Raw genomic sequence first — 15,166 nt, forward strand, 5'->3', positions numbered from 1 at the left:
TGGTCGCACTCTATGAAGGGGTGCGGCTCCGGTCAAGGTGACAGGGGGTGCGGCAACGATCCGCTCCTTCGGTGTTGTCCGAGCGGTCACACCCAGGCCTGGAACTCCAGCAAATTCAAGGCATCCGTCGAAGCCCCGGTGCCCCCATGGTCCGCAAGGCCCCCGGCACGGGCCCCGATGTTGCGGCAACATGCCCCGCCCGAACAATCGTCCGCAGCCGCCCGGCAAGCACACGCTCCTTCGCGCAGGCCTCCTCGCACAGCGCCCGGATCTCCGCGATGCTCGGCCTCCACTTCTTCGACCGCCGCCAGGAGCGCGCCGCCTGATCGATCGCCCAGGCCGGGAACTCGCCGAGATCGTCGACCCAGTCCAGGGCGACCAGCTGCTCGACATCGGGAGTCAGCCCCTTGGCCGGATAGTGCGACAGCAGCGCCAAGACGCGGCCGAGCAGCCGGTCGGGTTCCGCCGGGGCCAGGATGGAGCCCTCCAGGTCGGCCAGCACCCGCTGCGCCATGGCCGCCTGCCGGACCGTGACGGTCGCCGGCGGCGTCCAGGTTTCCTGAAGCCCCTCGAAGCCGTCCTCGTTGAAGCGTGGGCGGTGGTCCAAATGGCCGGCGGCCAGGACGTCCCGCAGCGGCTCCGGGAAGGCGGATTCGAGCAACCGGCATCGGTCCGAGGACGGCATCGTGGGATCGAACGGGAGCGGCGAACGTTCCGGCAACGGCATCACGGCGGCGGACATGGTTGGGTCTCCTCAGGAGCAGGAACGGGGGGCCGGCGGCGTGCCCTTGAGCCGAGCGGCGACGGCCAGCCACGCATTGATGCGCTGCTCGGCGGCGCTTTCCCGCGGCCGGCTGGACGGCGGTGGCGTGATGTCGGCGGCTGCCGCAGTCTTCACGGCCGCAGTCTTCACGGCCGGTGCCTTCCCGGCCGCCTCGTCCTGGGCCAGCCAAGCGCGCCAGGCGGCGGAGATGTCCCGGTAGCGGTAGCCGTGGGCTTGGCAGCGCAGGACGAACCCCTCGACATGCCGGCCGATGTCGACGGCGTCGAAGCGGCTGCGTGCCCAGGCAAGGTCGTCGGCGCTCGGAACCCAATCCGCCGGCACCTCATGCGCCAGCCTGCGCCCGCCCGAAGCGAGCGAGTCCGGAATCTGTTCGGAATGGAGCTGTTCCTGACTCGCCGGCGGACAGGGGACGTCCGCCTCCGAGTCATCCCTGTCGATGTCCGAAACAGGGCGCGTGGCGGCTTCGTCGGCCGTTTCCCCGTCCCGCTCGACGCGCAGCCGGTAGAGGCAGGACAGCCGGGAGCCGTCGCGACCGCGGCGGTGTTCGATGCGGACCAGACCCATGTCGTCGAGGCGCTGCAGAATGCGGTTGATCGTCGGGCGGGACCGCTTGAGTTTGGCCGCCAGCGTCGACTGCGACGGCCAGCAGACTCCCTGCTCGTCGGCGTAGGTGGCCAGCGCCGCCAGGACGGCGAATCCGTCGGCCTCGAGATCGGGGTGGTCAAGCCACCAGGCGGGAATCTTGCCCCAGCGGCTGATCGGGTCGGTCGATGTGGTCATGGTCGCTCTGGCTCCGGAGTCTCGTCCCGTTTCCCCGTCATGCTTGGGAGCCTTGCGTGTCACCGCAACCGGGACTCGGCGCCGTTCCAGGATGGGCGCGCGCTCATTGAAGGTTTGCCGCGCGCTCATGGAAGGTTCCACGCGCGGTGTTCGAGGATGTCCGCGCGGATTTCTAGGACCAAGGCGCGCCTGTTCTAGGTTTGGCGCGCGCATGCCCGAGAATCGGGCGGACTCGGACTCTCTGGGTTTCGCGCGCACATCTTCTAGGATTGGCGCGCGGCCAGCGGGCTCGGAAAATCCAGCGGCGCATCGCAGAGTGGCGGGGGTTCTAGGAACAGCGCGCGCGTGGATGGGGGCACAAGCGCACAACCGGCCGGATTCAGCGCGCGCCATTCCTACATACCCTCCCGCGCCAGCGCGTCTTCGACCGCGTGTTTCATAGGAGCAGCGCGCGCTTCAGGCGCTCCGTCTGATCTGAAAACCAAGGAAGCACGCGCGTTTCGGGGGCTTGCAGCCCGATATCCGGTGGGGTGAGCCTTCATGAGCGACAAGATGTTGTCGGCCCACTGCCGAAGGCCGCTGGGATGAACCGCGCGTCAAACCTAGAACCGCGACTCCCGAGTCGTGCGGAATTGCCCGATTCGGGCGGCAACCGCGCGCCAAACCTAGAAGCGGCAGGGGGGAGCGCGCCCATGCGCGCGTCATTCCTAGATGATGCGCGCGCTCATCCTAGAACAGCGCGCGCAGAACCTCGTGTTCCCATGGGGGCTGCGCCGGCGTGCGTTGCACCGGAGCCGATCCCGCCCTACGCTCGGCGTGGATGAAGGAGCGACCGGCATGGCCCAGACGTCGACGAAGCTGACCAATTCGGCCAGCACCGGACCGGATGCGGTTCAACTGCTGCTTTTCGAGACCGAGAATCTGGCGGTCCAGCAGGGCGAACCGCGCCGGACGAACGCGTTTGGGCTGTGGGACACCGCTCCGCGGTTCTTCTTCGGCGACGACATGGTGGAGACGCCGATCGACCGGCATTTCCAGGCCGGTGGCCGCTCCTACCGGCTGACCATCAACCCGGTCAGCCTGCGCCTGCGCTCCGACGGCGGTGATGACGACGGGGCCAAGGACGACAAGAGCCGCTGGAAGGTCGTGATGCCCGGCAACCGGGAACAGATCGTCGAGGAGGTGGTTCGCCTGATCGCCACCCGGCGCGCCCGCCTCAGCCTGGACAAGCACGACGAGATCGTCCTGCGTTTCTCGCTGCACGAGATCCAGAAGGAACTGGCCAAGGTCAACAAGACCCTGTCCCACTACGAGATCCGCGACGCCCTGACCATCCTGCACAAGAGCGTCGTCGAGGTGACGGTCGACGACGGCACCAAGGAGGCCGTGCTGTCGAGCTCCGCCTTCCCCACGCTGCATTTCGGCACCAAGAAGGTGAAGGGTCAGGCCGGCGTCAACGGCGGCACCATGGCTTACCTGAAGTTCAACGATCTGGTGGCAAGCGACATCCGCAACCTGCGCTACCGGATGGTCTCCTACGAGACCCTGATCTGCCTGCCGCCGGTGGGCCGGTGGATCTACAAGATGCTGTCCTGGTACTACGAGGCGGGGAGCCTGGACGAGCCGATCGTCATCAACGCGCGGTCCATCATCCGCGACAGCGGCATGACCGAGCGCTCACGCTTCCGCGACACGCTCAGCACCATCCGGGATTCGCTGGCGGCGGTCCAGGACGCTGGCATCATCGAGCCCTTCGAGCTGGAACGGCAGGTCCAGGGCCGTTCGATCGACGACGAGATCTACACGCTGACGCCATCCGCCGCCTTCCGGGCGGAAATCGAGATGGCCCGCTTGGCCAAGGCGCAGGCCGAGGATACCCTGGCGCAGATGGGGGGCACGCCGCACGGACCGTTCCAGCGCGTGGATCGGTTGGCCGGCACCCGGCTTCGCCGTGACCGGGCGTCCAGGGCGGTCGAAAAGCCGGCGCCCCTGTTGGAGCGTGACGCCTGAGGGGCAACCGCCGCGCAGCCTGAGAGGGGAGGGCCGGCCATCTCGGCGGCTCCACATTTCCACCCTGCGCGTCCGGCAGGACAGCGGCGCAAGTGATGCGCTCCCACCGCCCCTGGTGACAAAGGGGGCGGCGGGAGTTCGGCTTGAGGGATAAGCGCGGGTTTTTCCGCTTGGGTGTCGTGGTGCGCTCGCCTCACTCCGGCCGTTGCAGCGCACGGAGGGCAAGCAGCCGCCGTGGGAGATGGCGGGCCAGACCGAGCGCGATGCCGGTGCCGTGCAGCAGCGCGGTGGAAAGCACGAAGCCCAGCCCGTAGAGAAGCGGGTCCGCGGCCTGCGGCATCTCGGTGCCGTGGGCGTGACCGTGCAGAACGGCGAAGGCACCGACGAGGAGCGCGGCGGCGGTGGCCGGCACGCGCTTGTTCAGCAGCACCAGCAGGCCGAGCACCGCCACCGAGGCGGCGATTCCGGCCTCGACCGCCGGAAGCTCGATTCCGGCGATGCCGAGCGCGGCACCGGCGGACAGCATGGCGATGAAGGCCATCGGCAGCAGCCAGAGCGCACGGCCGCCATTCTGCGCAGCCCAGACGCCGACCGCCACCATGGCCAGCAGATGGTCGATGCCGGTCAGCGGGTGGAGGAGCCCCTGGACGAACATCGCGTCGCCGGCATGGCCGGTGTGGGCAGCCGCGGGCAGCGCCAGCGCCACCGAAAGAACGCCGGCGAGGCCGGCGGAAATCAACCGGTTCATAGGAACGATCTCCTGTTGGGTTCGGCCGGCCGCGTCGCACTGGTCAGGCGAGCAGGGAGGCCTTCAGGTGCCCTTTCCCGGCTTCCGCCTCGTCGATTTGGCGAAGCAGGTCGAGGGTGACCCGTGCGTCGGCTTCCTCGACGCGGGAAAGGGCGAAGCCGAGATGGACCAGGACCCACCGCCCGACCTGATCGGACAGGGCTTCGTCCGGGTCGGCGATGCAGGACAGGTCGACCTCCCGCCGTTCGCCCAGGATGTCGGCGACGGCAAGCATCCGCCCGGCATCGGCGATGGCGATGATCCTGGCCGGGACTCCAAGGCACATGGCGGGACTCCTTGTCGCGGCGGTCACGCCACTTCCAGTTCCACAAGCGTCAGGTCGTCGCCGCCGCGCGGGGTCAGGCGCAGGCCGCCGCAGGCCGGGCAGGGGGCGATCCGCGTCGGAACCTCCCTCTCGTCGGCGCAGTCCTCGCACCAGACCAGCCCGGGCGGTTGCTGGATGTCGACCGTCGCGCCGCCGGCCAGCGTGTCGCGTCGGATCACGTCGAAGGCGAAGCGAAGGGCGTCCGGATCGACGCAGGCGAACTGGCCCACCGCCAGCTTGATCCGTGTGACCCGCTGGAAGGCGTGGCGCTGCGACGCCTCCTCCAGCATCTCCAGCAACCGTTCGCACAAGGAAAGCTCATGCATCGTCCTTCTCCGCTGTGAGAGCCGGTGGTCCCGATTCAGGAGAGGCGCCGGTTCCGTGCTGGTCGAGCGATGGGCCGGAAGTCGGTGGCTTCGGGTCCTGGTTGGAAATCTCCGTGGCGGATCGACCATGCCCTGGCGCATCATCGTTGGAACAATCGAGATGACGGGTCGCTGGCAGGCTGCCTGGAAAGGCGGTTTGTTCAACCGTTCTCAAGAAATACCATTGATTGATGAGTGTTGCAAACATCAAATAAGAAAGGCGTCGCGGCGTTGATTGACAAAAAGTGATCGATAATCGGTTTTTATGGTGCAATAAGTTGTTCTTATTCTAAATGGACTGTTGAATATTTGTGGTGAGCCGGAATGCCGCATGTCGCTGTGTGTCGGTTGGGTGCAGAGTTGGACAGCGGGCGCCGGTCCGGCGGTGCCGCCACAGCCAGGGTTTCGGCCACATCATGGAACATGCAATCGCCTGTCCGGCCCCGCTCTCCGCGCCGTCCTCCCCGTCCCGTCCGCTTTCCCATCAGGGATTCCGGATGGTGCCGGCAACCGTCTGCACCGGGGCGGGCATCGACCGGCGGGAGGAGAAGATCGTCGACGAGGTGCCCATCGGGCTGCTGTACGCCGACGACCTCTTCGCCGTCATGCTGGCGACTCCCACCGACCTGGAGGATTTCGCCACCGGTTTCTCCCTCAGCGAGGGGATCGTCGGCAGCGCCGACGAACTGGCCGTCACCGCCGTCGACGAGGTGACGGACGGAGTGCGCATCCGCATGCAGGTGCCGGTGGAGCGGCTGGCCGCCCTGCTGCGCCGCAAGCGCAACCTGATGGGCGGTTCCGGCTGCGGCCGCTGCGGCACCGACAGTTTCGCGGACACCCTGAGGCCGCTCGACCCGCTCCGCTCCGACGCCCGCTTCGCGCCGGAGGCGATCCGCCGCGCCATGGCGGCCTTACCGTCGGGACAGAGCCTGAACCGGGAGACCGGGGCGGTCCATGCCGCCGGCTTCGCCCGGCCCGACGGCGAACTGGTGGCGGTGCGCGAGGACGTCGGCCGGCACAACGCGCTCGACAAGCTGATCGGGGCGCTGGCCCGCGCCCGCATCGACCCCACCGGCGGCTTCGTCGTGGTGTCGAGCCGCTGCTCCTTCGAGTTGGTCCACAAGACGGCCGCCGCCGGCATCCCGCTGATCGCGGCCATCTCCGCCCCGACCTCGCTGTGCCTGGGCTTCGCCGCGACGGTGGAGGTGGGGGTCGTCGCCTTCGTGCGCGAAAGCCGTCTGACGGTCTACGCCGTCCCGTCGCGGGTCGCGACGCCCGCGTGAACCGCACCTGAATCAAAAAGCACCGCAATCAAAAAGAACCGCGGGCTGGTTCATCGCCAGCCCGCGGTTTTTTTACGGTCAATGGGTCGCCGCCGGTTGCCCGATCGACGGCAGCGGCTTGCGCGGCGGCAGCGGGGTCAGGCCGCCGAGGCCCTTGCGGTAGATCAGCCAATAGATGCCGCCGACGAACACCGAGCCGCCGACGATGTTGCCCAGCGTGGCGAACAGCAGGTTGTGCAGGATGCCGCCCGGCGTGATCATCGAGACGTCCAGCCCGGCCGGGACATGGCCCGTCACCTTCAGCAAATAGGCCAGCGGCAGGAAATACAGGTTGGCGATGCAGTGCTCGAAGCCGGCGGCGACGAAGGCGGCGACCGGCAGGGTCAGGGCGACGATCTTATCGGTCACCGTGCGGCCGGCGTAGGCGAGCCACACCGCCAGGCAGACCAGCAGGTTGCACAGGATGCCCTTGAAGAAGATCGTCACGGCGTCCGGGGCGATCTTGCCGATGGCGAGCTTCAGGACGGCGGCGCCGACGGCACCGTTGTTCATCTCGGTGTGGTGCGACAGGTAGATCAGGACGACGAGGCCGATGGCCCCGACGGCGTTGCCGATCCAGATCGTCGCCCAGTTGCGCAGGACCTGGGCCGTGCTGATCTGGCCGTTGGCCCGCGCCATCACGATCAGGCAGTTGCCGGTGAACAGCTCCGCCCCGCCGACCATGACCAGCGACAGGCCGAGCGAGAAGACCAGCCCGCCGAGCAGCCGCTGGACCGCGAAGCTGAGGGCGGGGTCGGCCAGCACGATGACGAAGAACATGCCGCCCAACCCGATGCCGCCGCCGGCGACCACCGCCAGCATGAAGCTGGGCAGGAACGGCATCGTCGCCTTCTTCACCCCCAGCTTTTCGACCTTGTCCTGGATCTCAGCGGGCGCATAGGCGTCCATGCCGAGAACCGGCGTGTCTTTCGACGCAGAGTCCCCCATGGCGAAACTCCTTCAGATGTCTTGGGTTGCCCCGAACAGCGGATCAGCCCACCGTCTCGTAGGCCTCGAATCCCTCGCCGCGGACCAGCCGGTCGTGAACGGCCTCCACGGAGTTGCGGACGGTGCTGGTGACCGGCGCGAAGAAGCTGGTGTCCTCCGGCTGGATGCCCAGGAACAGGATCTCCGGCACGGTCTCGCGCAGGCTGTCGATCAGGAAGTTGAGCGGGATGGCGTGGGTGGTGACCATGAACTGCTCGGCGACGCTGTCCTGCTCGATCAGCCGGACCGCGCCCGGCGGCAGCTGCATGTCGGCGGCGTCGACGATCAGCACCCGGCGCGGCGCCAGCGAGCGGACGTGGTGGGTGTGGTTTTCCGGGACATCCTCCCCATCCACCACGGTCCAGCCGGGGGCGGGCAGATCCTCGAGCAGTTGGGCCAGCAGCGGGCCGGCGCCGTCGTCGCCGCGCAGGACGTTCCCAACCGTGAACACGACATCGGTCATGACAACCGTCTCCCCATCAGATAGATCGCCGGTTCGCGCCGGATGGCTTCCAGCGCCGTGCCCAGCCCGTCCAGCCACGCCGCCACGTCGGGCGGGGCGGCCGGCCGCGCCGCAGCGATGGCCGCCAGCAGCGGCCGGGTGTGGGTGCCGTCCACCGTGATCTCGCCGAAGCGGAGCAGGCCGGACAGCTTGCGGTGCGCCTCCTCGTGGTCTTGCAGCGCGTCCAGGACGCGGTCGAACAGCGCGGTGGGGCAGCGGAAGGCCGGCTTGAAGCAGTCGAAGACCCCGATGTGATGCCCGATGGCCAGCGAATAATAGACCACCTGCCGGGCGTCCTCCGGGATGTCCTCCTTGCGCTCCAGCACCTTGGCGTTCAGTTGGTAGAAGACCACCTCCGGCTCCCGGCCGCGGCCGCTGCGCAGGCCGGGGATGGAGCCGGGGTCGGCGTGCGCGAGGGTGCTCATGGCGCCTCTCCCCGGATGGTCCGCTGCACGACCTCGGCCAGCCGGCCGATGATCTCGGCGCGGCGCGGGTCGCGTTCCGCGGCGACGGCCGCCGTCATGCGGTCGGGCAGGGTCAGGGCTCCGGGGGCGCGCGCATGCCCTTCCAGCAGGGCCATGAACTCCTCCACGATGGTGTGGCCCTGGCGGTAGCCGGCCATGCGCCGCGCCTCGCGCTCCAGCCGGACCCGCAGCGCGTAGGGGATGTCCGGGTGGGGCAGGGTGGCGGCCTCGCCCGTGGCCTCGACGTGGGTTTCGGCCTTCAGCTTTTGCTCCAGCAGGCCGAGCGCCACGGCGAAGCCGTGGATGGTCGCGGCCGGCGTCGGCGGGCAGCCGGGGATGTAGACGTCCACCGGCACGATGTTGTCGGTGCCGCCCCAGACGCAGTAGAGGTCGTGGAAGATGCCGCCGGTGCAGCCGCAGGCGCCGTAGGAGACGACGATCTTCGGGTCGGGTGCCGCCTCATAGGCGCGCAGCGCCGGCATCCGCATGGAGCGGGTCACCGCCCCGGTGAACAGCAGGATGTCGGCGTGGCGGGGCGAGGCCACCACCTTGATGCCGAAGCGTTCCGCGTCGAACACCGGGGTGATGGACGAGAAGATCTCGATCTCGCAGCCGTTGCAGCCGCCGCAATCGACGCGATAGACGTAGGCGGAGCGCTGGATGGTCTTCAGCAGCGCCGTCTTCATCGTGGCGATCTGGTCGCTGGTGGAGACCGGCGACATCTCCGCCATCAGGGCGTTGGGAGCGAGTGGGGCGTTCATGGCGTGGTCTCCCGTTCCTTGACCGCGTGTTCGGATTCAGAATGCCCGGCGTCCATCTGCCGGGCGATCCCCATGCTGGCGATCTGCTGGACGTCCTGGGCGCGCTTGCAGGCCGGGCAGGTCGCGGCGGTCAGGCGCAGCCGCTCCGCCTCCTCGGCGCTGCGGGCGCTTTGGCCCAGCAGGCGGGCGACGTAGTCGACCTCCTTGGCCGGGGCGAAGGGCTTGCCGCAGCAGGCGCAGCCGGCCAGCGTGAAGACGGCCTTCCGCGTCAGGTCGGCCTTGCTGCCCACCGCCAGCTCGAAATCGGCGGACAGGCGGATGGCGCCGGTCGGGCAGGATTCCTCGCAGCGGCCGCAGAAGACGCAGCGCCCGTAGTTGATCGACCAGGTGCGGCTGCCGGCGGCGGTGTCGGTCTCCATCTGGATGGCGTTGGCCGGGCAGGCGACGGTGCAGGCAGCACACGCGATGCAGTCCGCCGCCCGGTGTTCCGGCTTGCCGCGGAAGTCCTTGCAGACCTCCATCGGGGCGAAGGGGTACTTGACCGTCGCCTCGCCCGTGCGGAGGATTTCCTTGAGTAGCTTGAGCATTGGTCGCCCCCGTCACTTCAGCGGTGAGTCCGTGCGTTCGCGGCAGTAGCGCTCCATCTCCTTGTAGGCGATGGTCTTGGAGCGCTTCTTGCGGACGTCCACCACGGTCACGCGGTCGGTGCAGGAATAGCAGGGGTCGATGCTGCCCACGATCAGCGGGGCGTCCGACACCGTATTGCCGCGCAGCATGTAGCGCAGCACCGGCCAGTTGTTGTAGGTCGAGGCGCGGCAGCGCCAGCGGTAGAGCTTCTGGTTGTCGCCGGTCATCGACCAGTGGATGTCCTCGCCGCGCGGCGCCTCGGTGAAGCCCAGCGCGAACTTGTGCGGGACATAGGTGAAATCCTCGTTCAGCACCGGACCGGCCGGGGCCTTGTCGAGCAGCTGTTCGATGATCCACAGGCTGTCGAAGAACTCCGACACCCGCACCAGCGTGCGGGCCAGCACGTCGCAGCCCTGCTCCACATGGACCGGCATGTCGAGCAGCGTGTAGCCGGCGAAGGCGTGGTCGGCGCGGGTGTCGCGGCGGTGGCCGCTGCCGCGCACCACCGGCCCGACCGGGCTGTAGTCGCGGGCGATCTGCGGGTCGAGCCGGCCGACGCCCTTGACGCGGCCGCTGACGTTGGCGGTGGACAGCAGCACCTCGACCAGCCGGGTCACGTCGTCGCGCAACTCGGCGACCAGCTCGCGGGTCTTCGCCTGCTGGTCGCCCAGGATGTCGCGGCGCACGCCGCCGATCAGGTTCAGCGCGTAGGTCTTGCGGGCACCGGTCAGCAGCTCCGCCAGGGTCATCGCCTTCTCGCGCACGCGGAAGAACTGCATGAAGCCGGTGTCGAAGCCGATGAAATGGCAGACGAGGCCGAGGTTCAGCAGATGGCTGTGCATCCGCTCCGTCTCCAGCAGGATGGCGCGGATGGCCTGCGCCCGCGGCGGCACCGCGATGCCGAGCGCGTTCTCCACCGAACTGGCGTAGGCGACGCTGTGGGCGTAGCCGCAGATGCCGCAGACGCGGTCGGCGAGGAAGGTCACGTCGTTGTAGCCCATCCGCGTCTCGGCCACCTTCTCCATGCCGCGGTGGACGTAGAACATGCGGTAGTCGGCGTCGATGATGTCCTCGCCGTCGACGAACAGGCGGAAATGGCCGGGCTCGTCGGAGGTGATGTGCAGCGGCCCCAGCGGGACGACGCGGGTCTCCTGCTTGGCCTCGTTGATGAACTGGTAGGTCTCGTCGTCGCTGGTCGGCGCCGGCCGCAGCCGGTAGTCCATCGAATCCTTGCGCAGCGGGTACAGCTCGTCCGGCCAGTCGTCGGGCAGGACGAGGCGGCGTTCGTCCGGCAGCCCGACCGGGCGCAGGCCGAACATGTCGCGCACCTCGCGCTCGCCCCACACGCAGGCGGGCACCCGCGGGGTGACGGAGGGGAATTCCAGCGTGTCGGCGGGCACCTCGCAGCGCACCACGACGTGGCACCGGTCGGCGCCCTCCATGGACAGCACGTAATAGACGGCGTAGGCGCCGTTCAGCGGCCGTTCGTCGTTGCCGACGACCACCGACAGCCAGCCGTTGTGGTCGTAGTAGAGGCTGGCGACCACGTCGGGCAGCGACGCCGGCTTGACCGTGATGGTCACCTGGGCGCCGGTCTGCCAGGACTCGTCGAGGATGGCGTGGGGCAGGCTCTCGCGCAGGGAGGCGATGATGCCGCTCCCGACCCGTTCCGGAGCGATGAGGTTCATTTGGAGATCTCCGTCTGCGAGAGGTTGCCGGTCACCAGAAGACCACCGGCGCGCACCGTGTCGTAGTGTTGCCAGGGGGCGGCGACCACCGGGCGGCTGTCGCCGTTCATCACCACCGCGGTCGCCTGCTGGACCAGATCGGACAGCGGCTGCGGCACCGCGAAGCCCAGCGTCAGCACCAGCACCGCCAGGACGCCCAGCGGGGCCAGCGCCTTCCAACCGACGTCACCCTTGGCCATCGTCTCCGGGCTCTTGCCCAGAACGCTGTCGGCGACCATCTTCACCAGCCCGGCGATGGTGATGCACAGGAAGAGCGCGACCAGAGCCATGATCCAGCCGTAGCCTTCGTTCAGCCCGGCCATGAAGACCATGAATTCGCTGACGAAGATGTTGAAGGGCGGGAAGCCGGCCAGCGCCAGGGCGCAGGCCATCATCAGCAGGCCGGTGGCCGGGGCGGCCCGCAGCACGCCCTTCACCGCCCGCAGGTCGCGGGTGCCGTACTTCATCAGCACGTTGCCGGCGGTGCAGAAGAACAGGGCCTTGGTGACGCTGTGGTTGATGGCGTGCAGCAGGGCGGCGGCGATGCCGAGCGGCCCGCCGACGCCGAGCGCCACGACGATCAGCCCGACATTCTCGATGCTGGAATAGGCCAGCTTGCGCTTCAGGTCCTGCTGCACGAAGAACAGCAGCGACGACACGCCGACCGACAGCAGGCCCAGCGTCAGCAGCAGCGTCTGCGGGAAGCCGACGCCGACCGTGCCGACGGTGATGACGTAGAAGCGGATGACGATCAGCAGCGCGCATTTCAGAAGCACGCCCGACAGCAGGCCGGACACCGGGCTCGGCGCCTCGGAATGGGCGTCGGGCAGCCAGGCGTGCATCGGGAAGATGCCGGCCTTGGTGCCGAAGCCGATCAGGGCGAAGACGAAGGCCAGCTTGACCAGCATCGGGTCGAGTTCGGCGGCGTGGCCGACCAGCGCCGTCCACAGCACCGCCTGGTGCGGGTCGGCCAGCACGTCGGCGGCGTTGGAGAAGACCAGCACCGTGCCGTAGAGGCCGAAGGCGACGCCGACCGTGCAGATGACGACGTATTTCCAGGCGGCCTCCAGCGAGGACCTCTGCCCGTACAGCCCGACCAGGAAGGCGGAGCCGAGAGTCGTCGCCTCGATCGCCGCCCACATCATGATGATGTTGTTGGCGGTCACCGCCAGCAGCATGGTGAACAGGAACAGGCTGAAGAAGCCGTAGTAGATCCGCACCTTGGCGGCGTCGATCAGGCCGGCCTCCAGGTCGTGGCGGATGTAGGCGATGGAGTAGAGGCCGGTCAGCAGGCCGACCACGCCGATCAGCATCATGAAGACGGCGCCGAGCGCGTCGACGAACAGCCAGTCGCCGAAGGCGGCGATCGCCCCGTTCGACAGCACCTGGACCAGCGCCGCGGCGCTCAGCAGGAAGACGTAGGCGATGGAGCCGAGATGGATGCGCTCCAGCAGCGCCACGCTGTCCTGGTCGCTCGCCAGGGTCTCGGGCAGGGATTCCCGGAACCAGGGCAGGGTCAGCAGGAACACCGCCACCGCCAGCGGGCCGATCAGGAGGAGGGGGAAGGATCGAGGGTACCATGGCGGTCATCCCTTCAGGCTCGTGAGCTGGCGCGCGTCGAGCGTGTGCAGCGTGTCGAAGATCCGCGATCCCAGCACCGCCATCACCACCACCGCGAAGATGGCGTCGGTGGCGATGCCGATCTCCACCAGCTCCGGCGCGTTGGGGGCCAGCAGGGCCAGGGTCAGGTGCGACCCGTTCTCCATCAGGCAATAGCCGAACACCTGCTTCAGGATGTTCCGCTGCGCCACGATGCAGCCGAGCCCGATGAAGAAGAGGGCGAGCGACACCGCCAGCGCCGGCTTGATGGCGTCGGCCGCCGGCAGCGTCACCTTGGACGCGACGACGAAGCACAGGATGACGGCGACCGCCGCGCCGACGATGGACAGCGCCGTCGGCATCACCGCCCCCGACCCGATGGCCGGATCGCTGAGCCGGCGGAAGGCGCGGACCATGATCGCCGGGACCAGGATCACCTTGGTCAGCAGCGCGGTGAAGGACCAGAGATACAGCTCGCCCGACCCGGTGGCCCCCGCCAGCGCCACGAACAGCATCACCAGGATGACGCTCTGCAGCGCATAGAAGCGGGCGGAGTTGGCCGGGTTGCCGGCGAGCGTGACCAGAAGGGAGCTGACGATCAGCAGGCCCGACAGGCCGTTGACGATGAGAAATCCGTTCATGACCGTTCCCTCCCTCAACCGAGCCACGAGGCGGCGATGGAGCTTGAGACCACCGTCATCACCACCAGGGCGACCAGCACGAACTTCATGCCGGCCGGCAGCGGGGCCGCCGCGGCCATGGTGGCGGACGGCTTGCCGGGCACCGAATGGCCCAGCCATTTCAGGAACCAGGCGAAGGAGCCGACCGATTCCGCCAGCGCGATGACCACCAGAAGCATCAGCGCCCAATGCTGCGCCCCGACCTCGAACCCGCCGGCGAAGATGGCGAACTTGCTGAAGAAGCCGTTGAAGGGCGGCACGCCGGTGATCGCCAGGGCGGCGCAGACGAAGGCGACGCCCAGCAGCGGCGACTTGGTGACGATGCCGCGCAGCGACGGCAGCAGGCGCGTGCCGGCGGTGTAGCTCAGCGCGCCGGCGACCAGGAAGAACAGCGTCTTGGCGAAGGCGTGGTTGAAGATGTGCGCGATGGCGCCCTTGAAGGCGAGGTCGGAGCCGAAGACCGACAGCGACAGCGCCAGCAGAATGTAGGCGAGCTGCGTGATGGTCGAGTAGGCGAGCAGGCGCTTCAGGTCGACCTGCGGCAGATACATGAAGAAGCCGTAGACCAGCGTCAGAACCGCCATGATCGAACCGACCCAGCCGACGATCTCCGGCGCGCCGCCGGACGACATCAGCCCGCGGGCGAAGATGTAGACGCCGACCTTCACCATGGATGCCGCGTGCAGGTAGGCGCTGACCGGGGTCGGGGCCTCCATGGCGTCGGGCAGCCACATGTGGAAGGGCAGCTGGGCCGACTTGCCCCAGGCGGCGACCAGGATCGCCAGCAGGACCACCGCCTTCATCCCCGGCGCCAGGTCGGCGATGGCGGAGAGCGCGAAGGTGCCGGTCGACAGGAACAGCAGCGCCGCCGCGACGTAGAGGCCGAGCGAGGCGACATGGGTGACCAGCAGCGCCTTGGCCGCCGAGCGCAGCGCCTTGGGCGACTCGTAGTAGCCGATCAGCGCCCAGGAGCAGGCGCCCGTCAGCTCGAAGAAGGCGAGCTGGCCGACGACGGTGGAGCTGAAGACCAGCCCGGTCATCGCGCCGATGAACACCAGCAGGAAGGCGTAGAAGCGCCGCCGGCCGATGTCGGGATGCTCGCGGTTGCCGGCGTTCAGGTAGGCGGCGGAATAGACCGCCACCAGCAGGCCGATGGCGATCACCGCCAGCGCGATCAGAACGCTGACGCTGTCCACCACCAGCCCGAGGATCGAGACCGATCCGAAGGCGATCAGCGCGTAGGTGCCGCCGATCCTGCCGTCGCCGAGCAGCGACAGGGCGAGGATGGCGATCACCGCGACGGTGGCGGCGGCGAAGCCCTGGCACAGCCATTTGGCCGAGGCCCGTTTCGATGCGGCGATCACCGCCGCACCGCCGAAGGGGACCAGGATGGCGGCCAGCGCCAACAGCCCGAGCGGTTCCGTGGGGAGTGTTATCATGATGCTG

General features: G+C 68.5%; 16 protein-coding genes. 2 read left to right on the plus strand and 14 right to left on the minus strand.

What is annotated here, in order from left to right:
• Positions 1-115: 115 nt before the first annotated feature.
• Together ACWPN5_RS30060 and ACWPN5_RS30065 are read right to left on the minus strand one after the other, a co-directional pair.
• Positions 116-661: a hypothetical protein gene (locus ACWPN5_RS30060; RefSeq protein ID WP_247888661.1), complete on the minus strand. Its 546-nt coding sequence runs from the start codon at positions 659-661 to the stop codon at positions 116-118.
• A gap of 93 nt (positions 662-754) precedes the next feature.
• Positions 755-1,564, minus strand: a complete 810-nt coding sequence (locus ACWPN5_RS30065) for a helix-turn-helix domain-containing protein (RefSeq protein ID WP_492299179.1) — start codon at positions 1,562-1,564, stop codon at positions 755-757.
• An 837-nt stretch (positions 1,565-2,401) separates the two neighbouring features.
• Between ACWPN5_RS30065 and ACWPN5_RS30070 the strand changes: the two genes are divergently transcribed.
• Entirely contained in the window at positions 2,402-3,574 is a 1,173-nt protein-coding gene (locus ACWPN5_RS30070) for a hypothetical protein (RefSeq protein ID WP_145684162.1), read from the plus strand.
• A 193-nt stretch (positions 3,575-3,767) separates the two neighbouring features.
• Here ACWPN5_RS30070 and ACWPN5_RS30075 read toward each other — a convergent pair whose 3' ends face one another.
• Genes ACWPN5_RS30075 through hypA form a run of 3 tightly spaced genes read right to left on the minus strand, consistent with a single transcriptional unit; the run spans position 3,768 to position 5,012 of the window.
• Entirely contained in the window at positions 3,768-4,322 is a 555-nt protein-coding gene (locus tag ACWPN5_RS30075; RefSeq protein WP_145684159.1) for a HupE/UreJ family protein, read from the minus strand.
• A 43-nt stretch (positions 4,323-4,365) separates the two neighbouring features.
• Positions 4,366-4,647 (minus strand): HypC/HybG/HupF family hydrogenase formation chaperone, encoded by a 282-nt coding sequence (locus tag ACWPN5_RS30080; protein ID WP_492299181.1) that lies wholly within the window; start codon positions 4,645-4,647, stop codon positions 4,366-4,368.
• 23 nt (positions 4,648-4,670) lie between these two features.
• Positions 4,671-5,012, minus strand: coding sequence for a hydrogenase maturation nickel metallochaperone HypA (gene hypA / locus ACWPN5_RS30085; RefSeq protein WP_145675620.1), 342 nt, complete (start codon positions 5,010-5,012; stop codon positions 4,671-4,673).
• Between the two features lie 536 nt (positions 5,013-5,548).
• On the opposite strand from hypA, the gene fdhD reads away from it, so the two are divergent.
• Positions 5,549-6,334, plus strand: coding sequence for a formate dehydrogenase accessory sulfurtransferase FdhD (gene fdhD / locus ACWPN5_RS30090; protein ID WP_247888662.1), 786 nt, complete (start codon positions 5,549-5,551; stop codon positions 6,332-6,334).
• 78 nt (positions 6,335-6,412) lie between these two features.
• On the opposite strand, the gene ACWPN5_RS30095 is transcribed toward fdhD, so the two are convergent.
• From ACWPN5_RS30095 to ACWPN5_RS30135, 9 genes are read right to left on the minus strand one after another with little or no spacing between them, the layout of a single operon-like run.
• Positions 6,413-7,321 carry a formate/nitrite transporter family protein gene (locus tag ACWPN5_RS30095; protein ID WP_200477010.1) on the minus strand — a complete coding sequence of 303 codons (909 nt, stop codon included), beginning with the start codon at positions 7,319-7,321 and terminating at the stop codon, positions 6,413-6,415.
• A gap of 43 nt (positions 7,322-7,364) precedes the next feature.
• Positions 7,365-7,823 (minus strand): hydrogenase maturation peptidase HycI, encoded by a 459-nt coding sequence (gene hycI, locus ACWPN5_RS30100; protein WP_492299184.1) that lies wholly within the window; start codon positions 7,821-7,823, stop codon positions 7,365-7,367.
• Positions 7,820-8,287, minus strand: coding sequence for a formate hydrogenlyase maturation protein HycH (gene hycH / locus ACWPN5_RS30105; RefSeq protein WP_492299186.1), 468 nt, complete (start codon positions 8,285-8,287; stop codon positions 7,820-7,822). The genes hycI and hycH overlap by 4 nt, the downstream gene beginning before the upstream one ends.
• The gene (locus tag ACWPN5_RS30110; protein ID WP_492299188.1) at positions 8,284-9,087 is read right to left on the minus strand and encodes an NADH-quinone oxidoreductase subunit B family protein; all 804 of its coding nucleotides are present in this window, start codon (positions 9,085-9,087) and stop codon (positions 8,284-8,286) included. The genes hycH and ACWPN5_RS30110 overlap by 4 nt, the downstream gene beginning before the upstream one ends.
• Entirely contained in the window at positions 9,084-9,674 is a 591-nt protein-coding gene (locus ACWPN5_RS30115) for a formate hydrogenlyase complex iron-sulfur subunit (protein ID WP_492299190.1), read from the minus strand. The genes ACWPN5_RS30110 and ACWPN5_RS30115 overlap by 4 nt, the downstream gene beginning before the upstream one ends.
• 12 nt (positions 9,675-9,686) lie before the next feature.
• Positions 9,687-11,402, minus strand: coding sequence for a hydrogenase large subunit (locus ACWPN5_RS30120; protein ID WP_492299191.1), 1,716 nt, complete (start codon positions 11,400-11,402; stop codon positions 9,687-9,689).
• Entirely contained in the window at positions 11,399-12,970 is a 1,572-nt protein-coding gene (locus ACWPN5_RS30125; RefSeq protein WP_492299193.1) for a hydrogenase 4 subunit F, read from the minus strand. Before ACWPN5_RS30125 ends, ACWPN5_RS30120 begins: the two co-directional genes overlap by 4 nt.
• A 57-nt stretch (positions 12,971-13,027) precedes the next feature.
• Positions 13,028-13,681, minus strand: a complete 654-nt coding sequence (gene hyfE / locus ACWPN5_RS30130) for a hydrogenase 4 membrane subunit (RefSeq protein WP_492299194.1) — start codon at positions 13,679-13,681, stop codon at positions 13,028-13,030.
• 14 nt (positions 13,682-13,695) lie between these two features.
• On the minus strand, positions 13,696-15,159 hold the full coding sequence (locus tag ACWPN5_RS30135; protein ID WP_492299196.1) for a hydrogenase 4 subunit D: 1,464 nt from the start codon (positions 15,157-15,159) through the stop codon (positions 13,696-13,698).
• Positions 15,160-15,166 lie beyond the last annotated feature (7 nt).

The organism is Azospirillum sp. UENF 211521 (genome assembly GCF_058780535.1).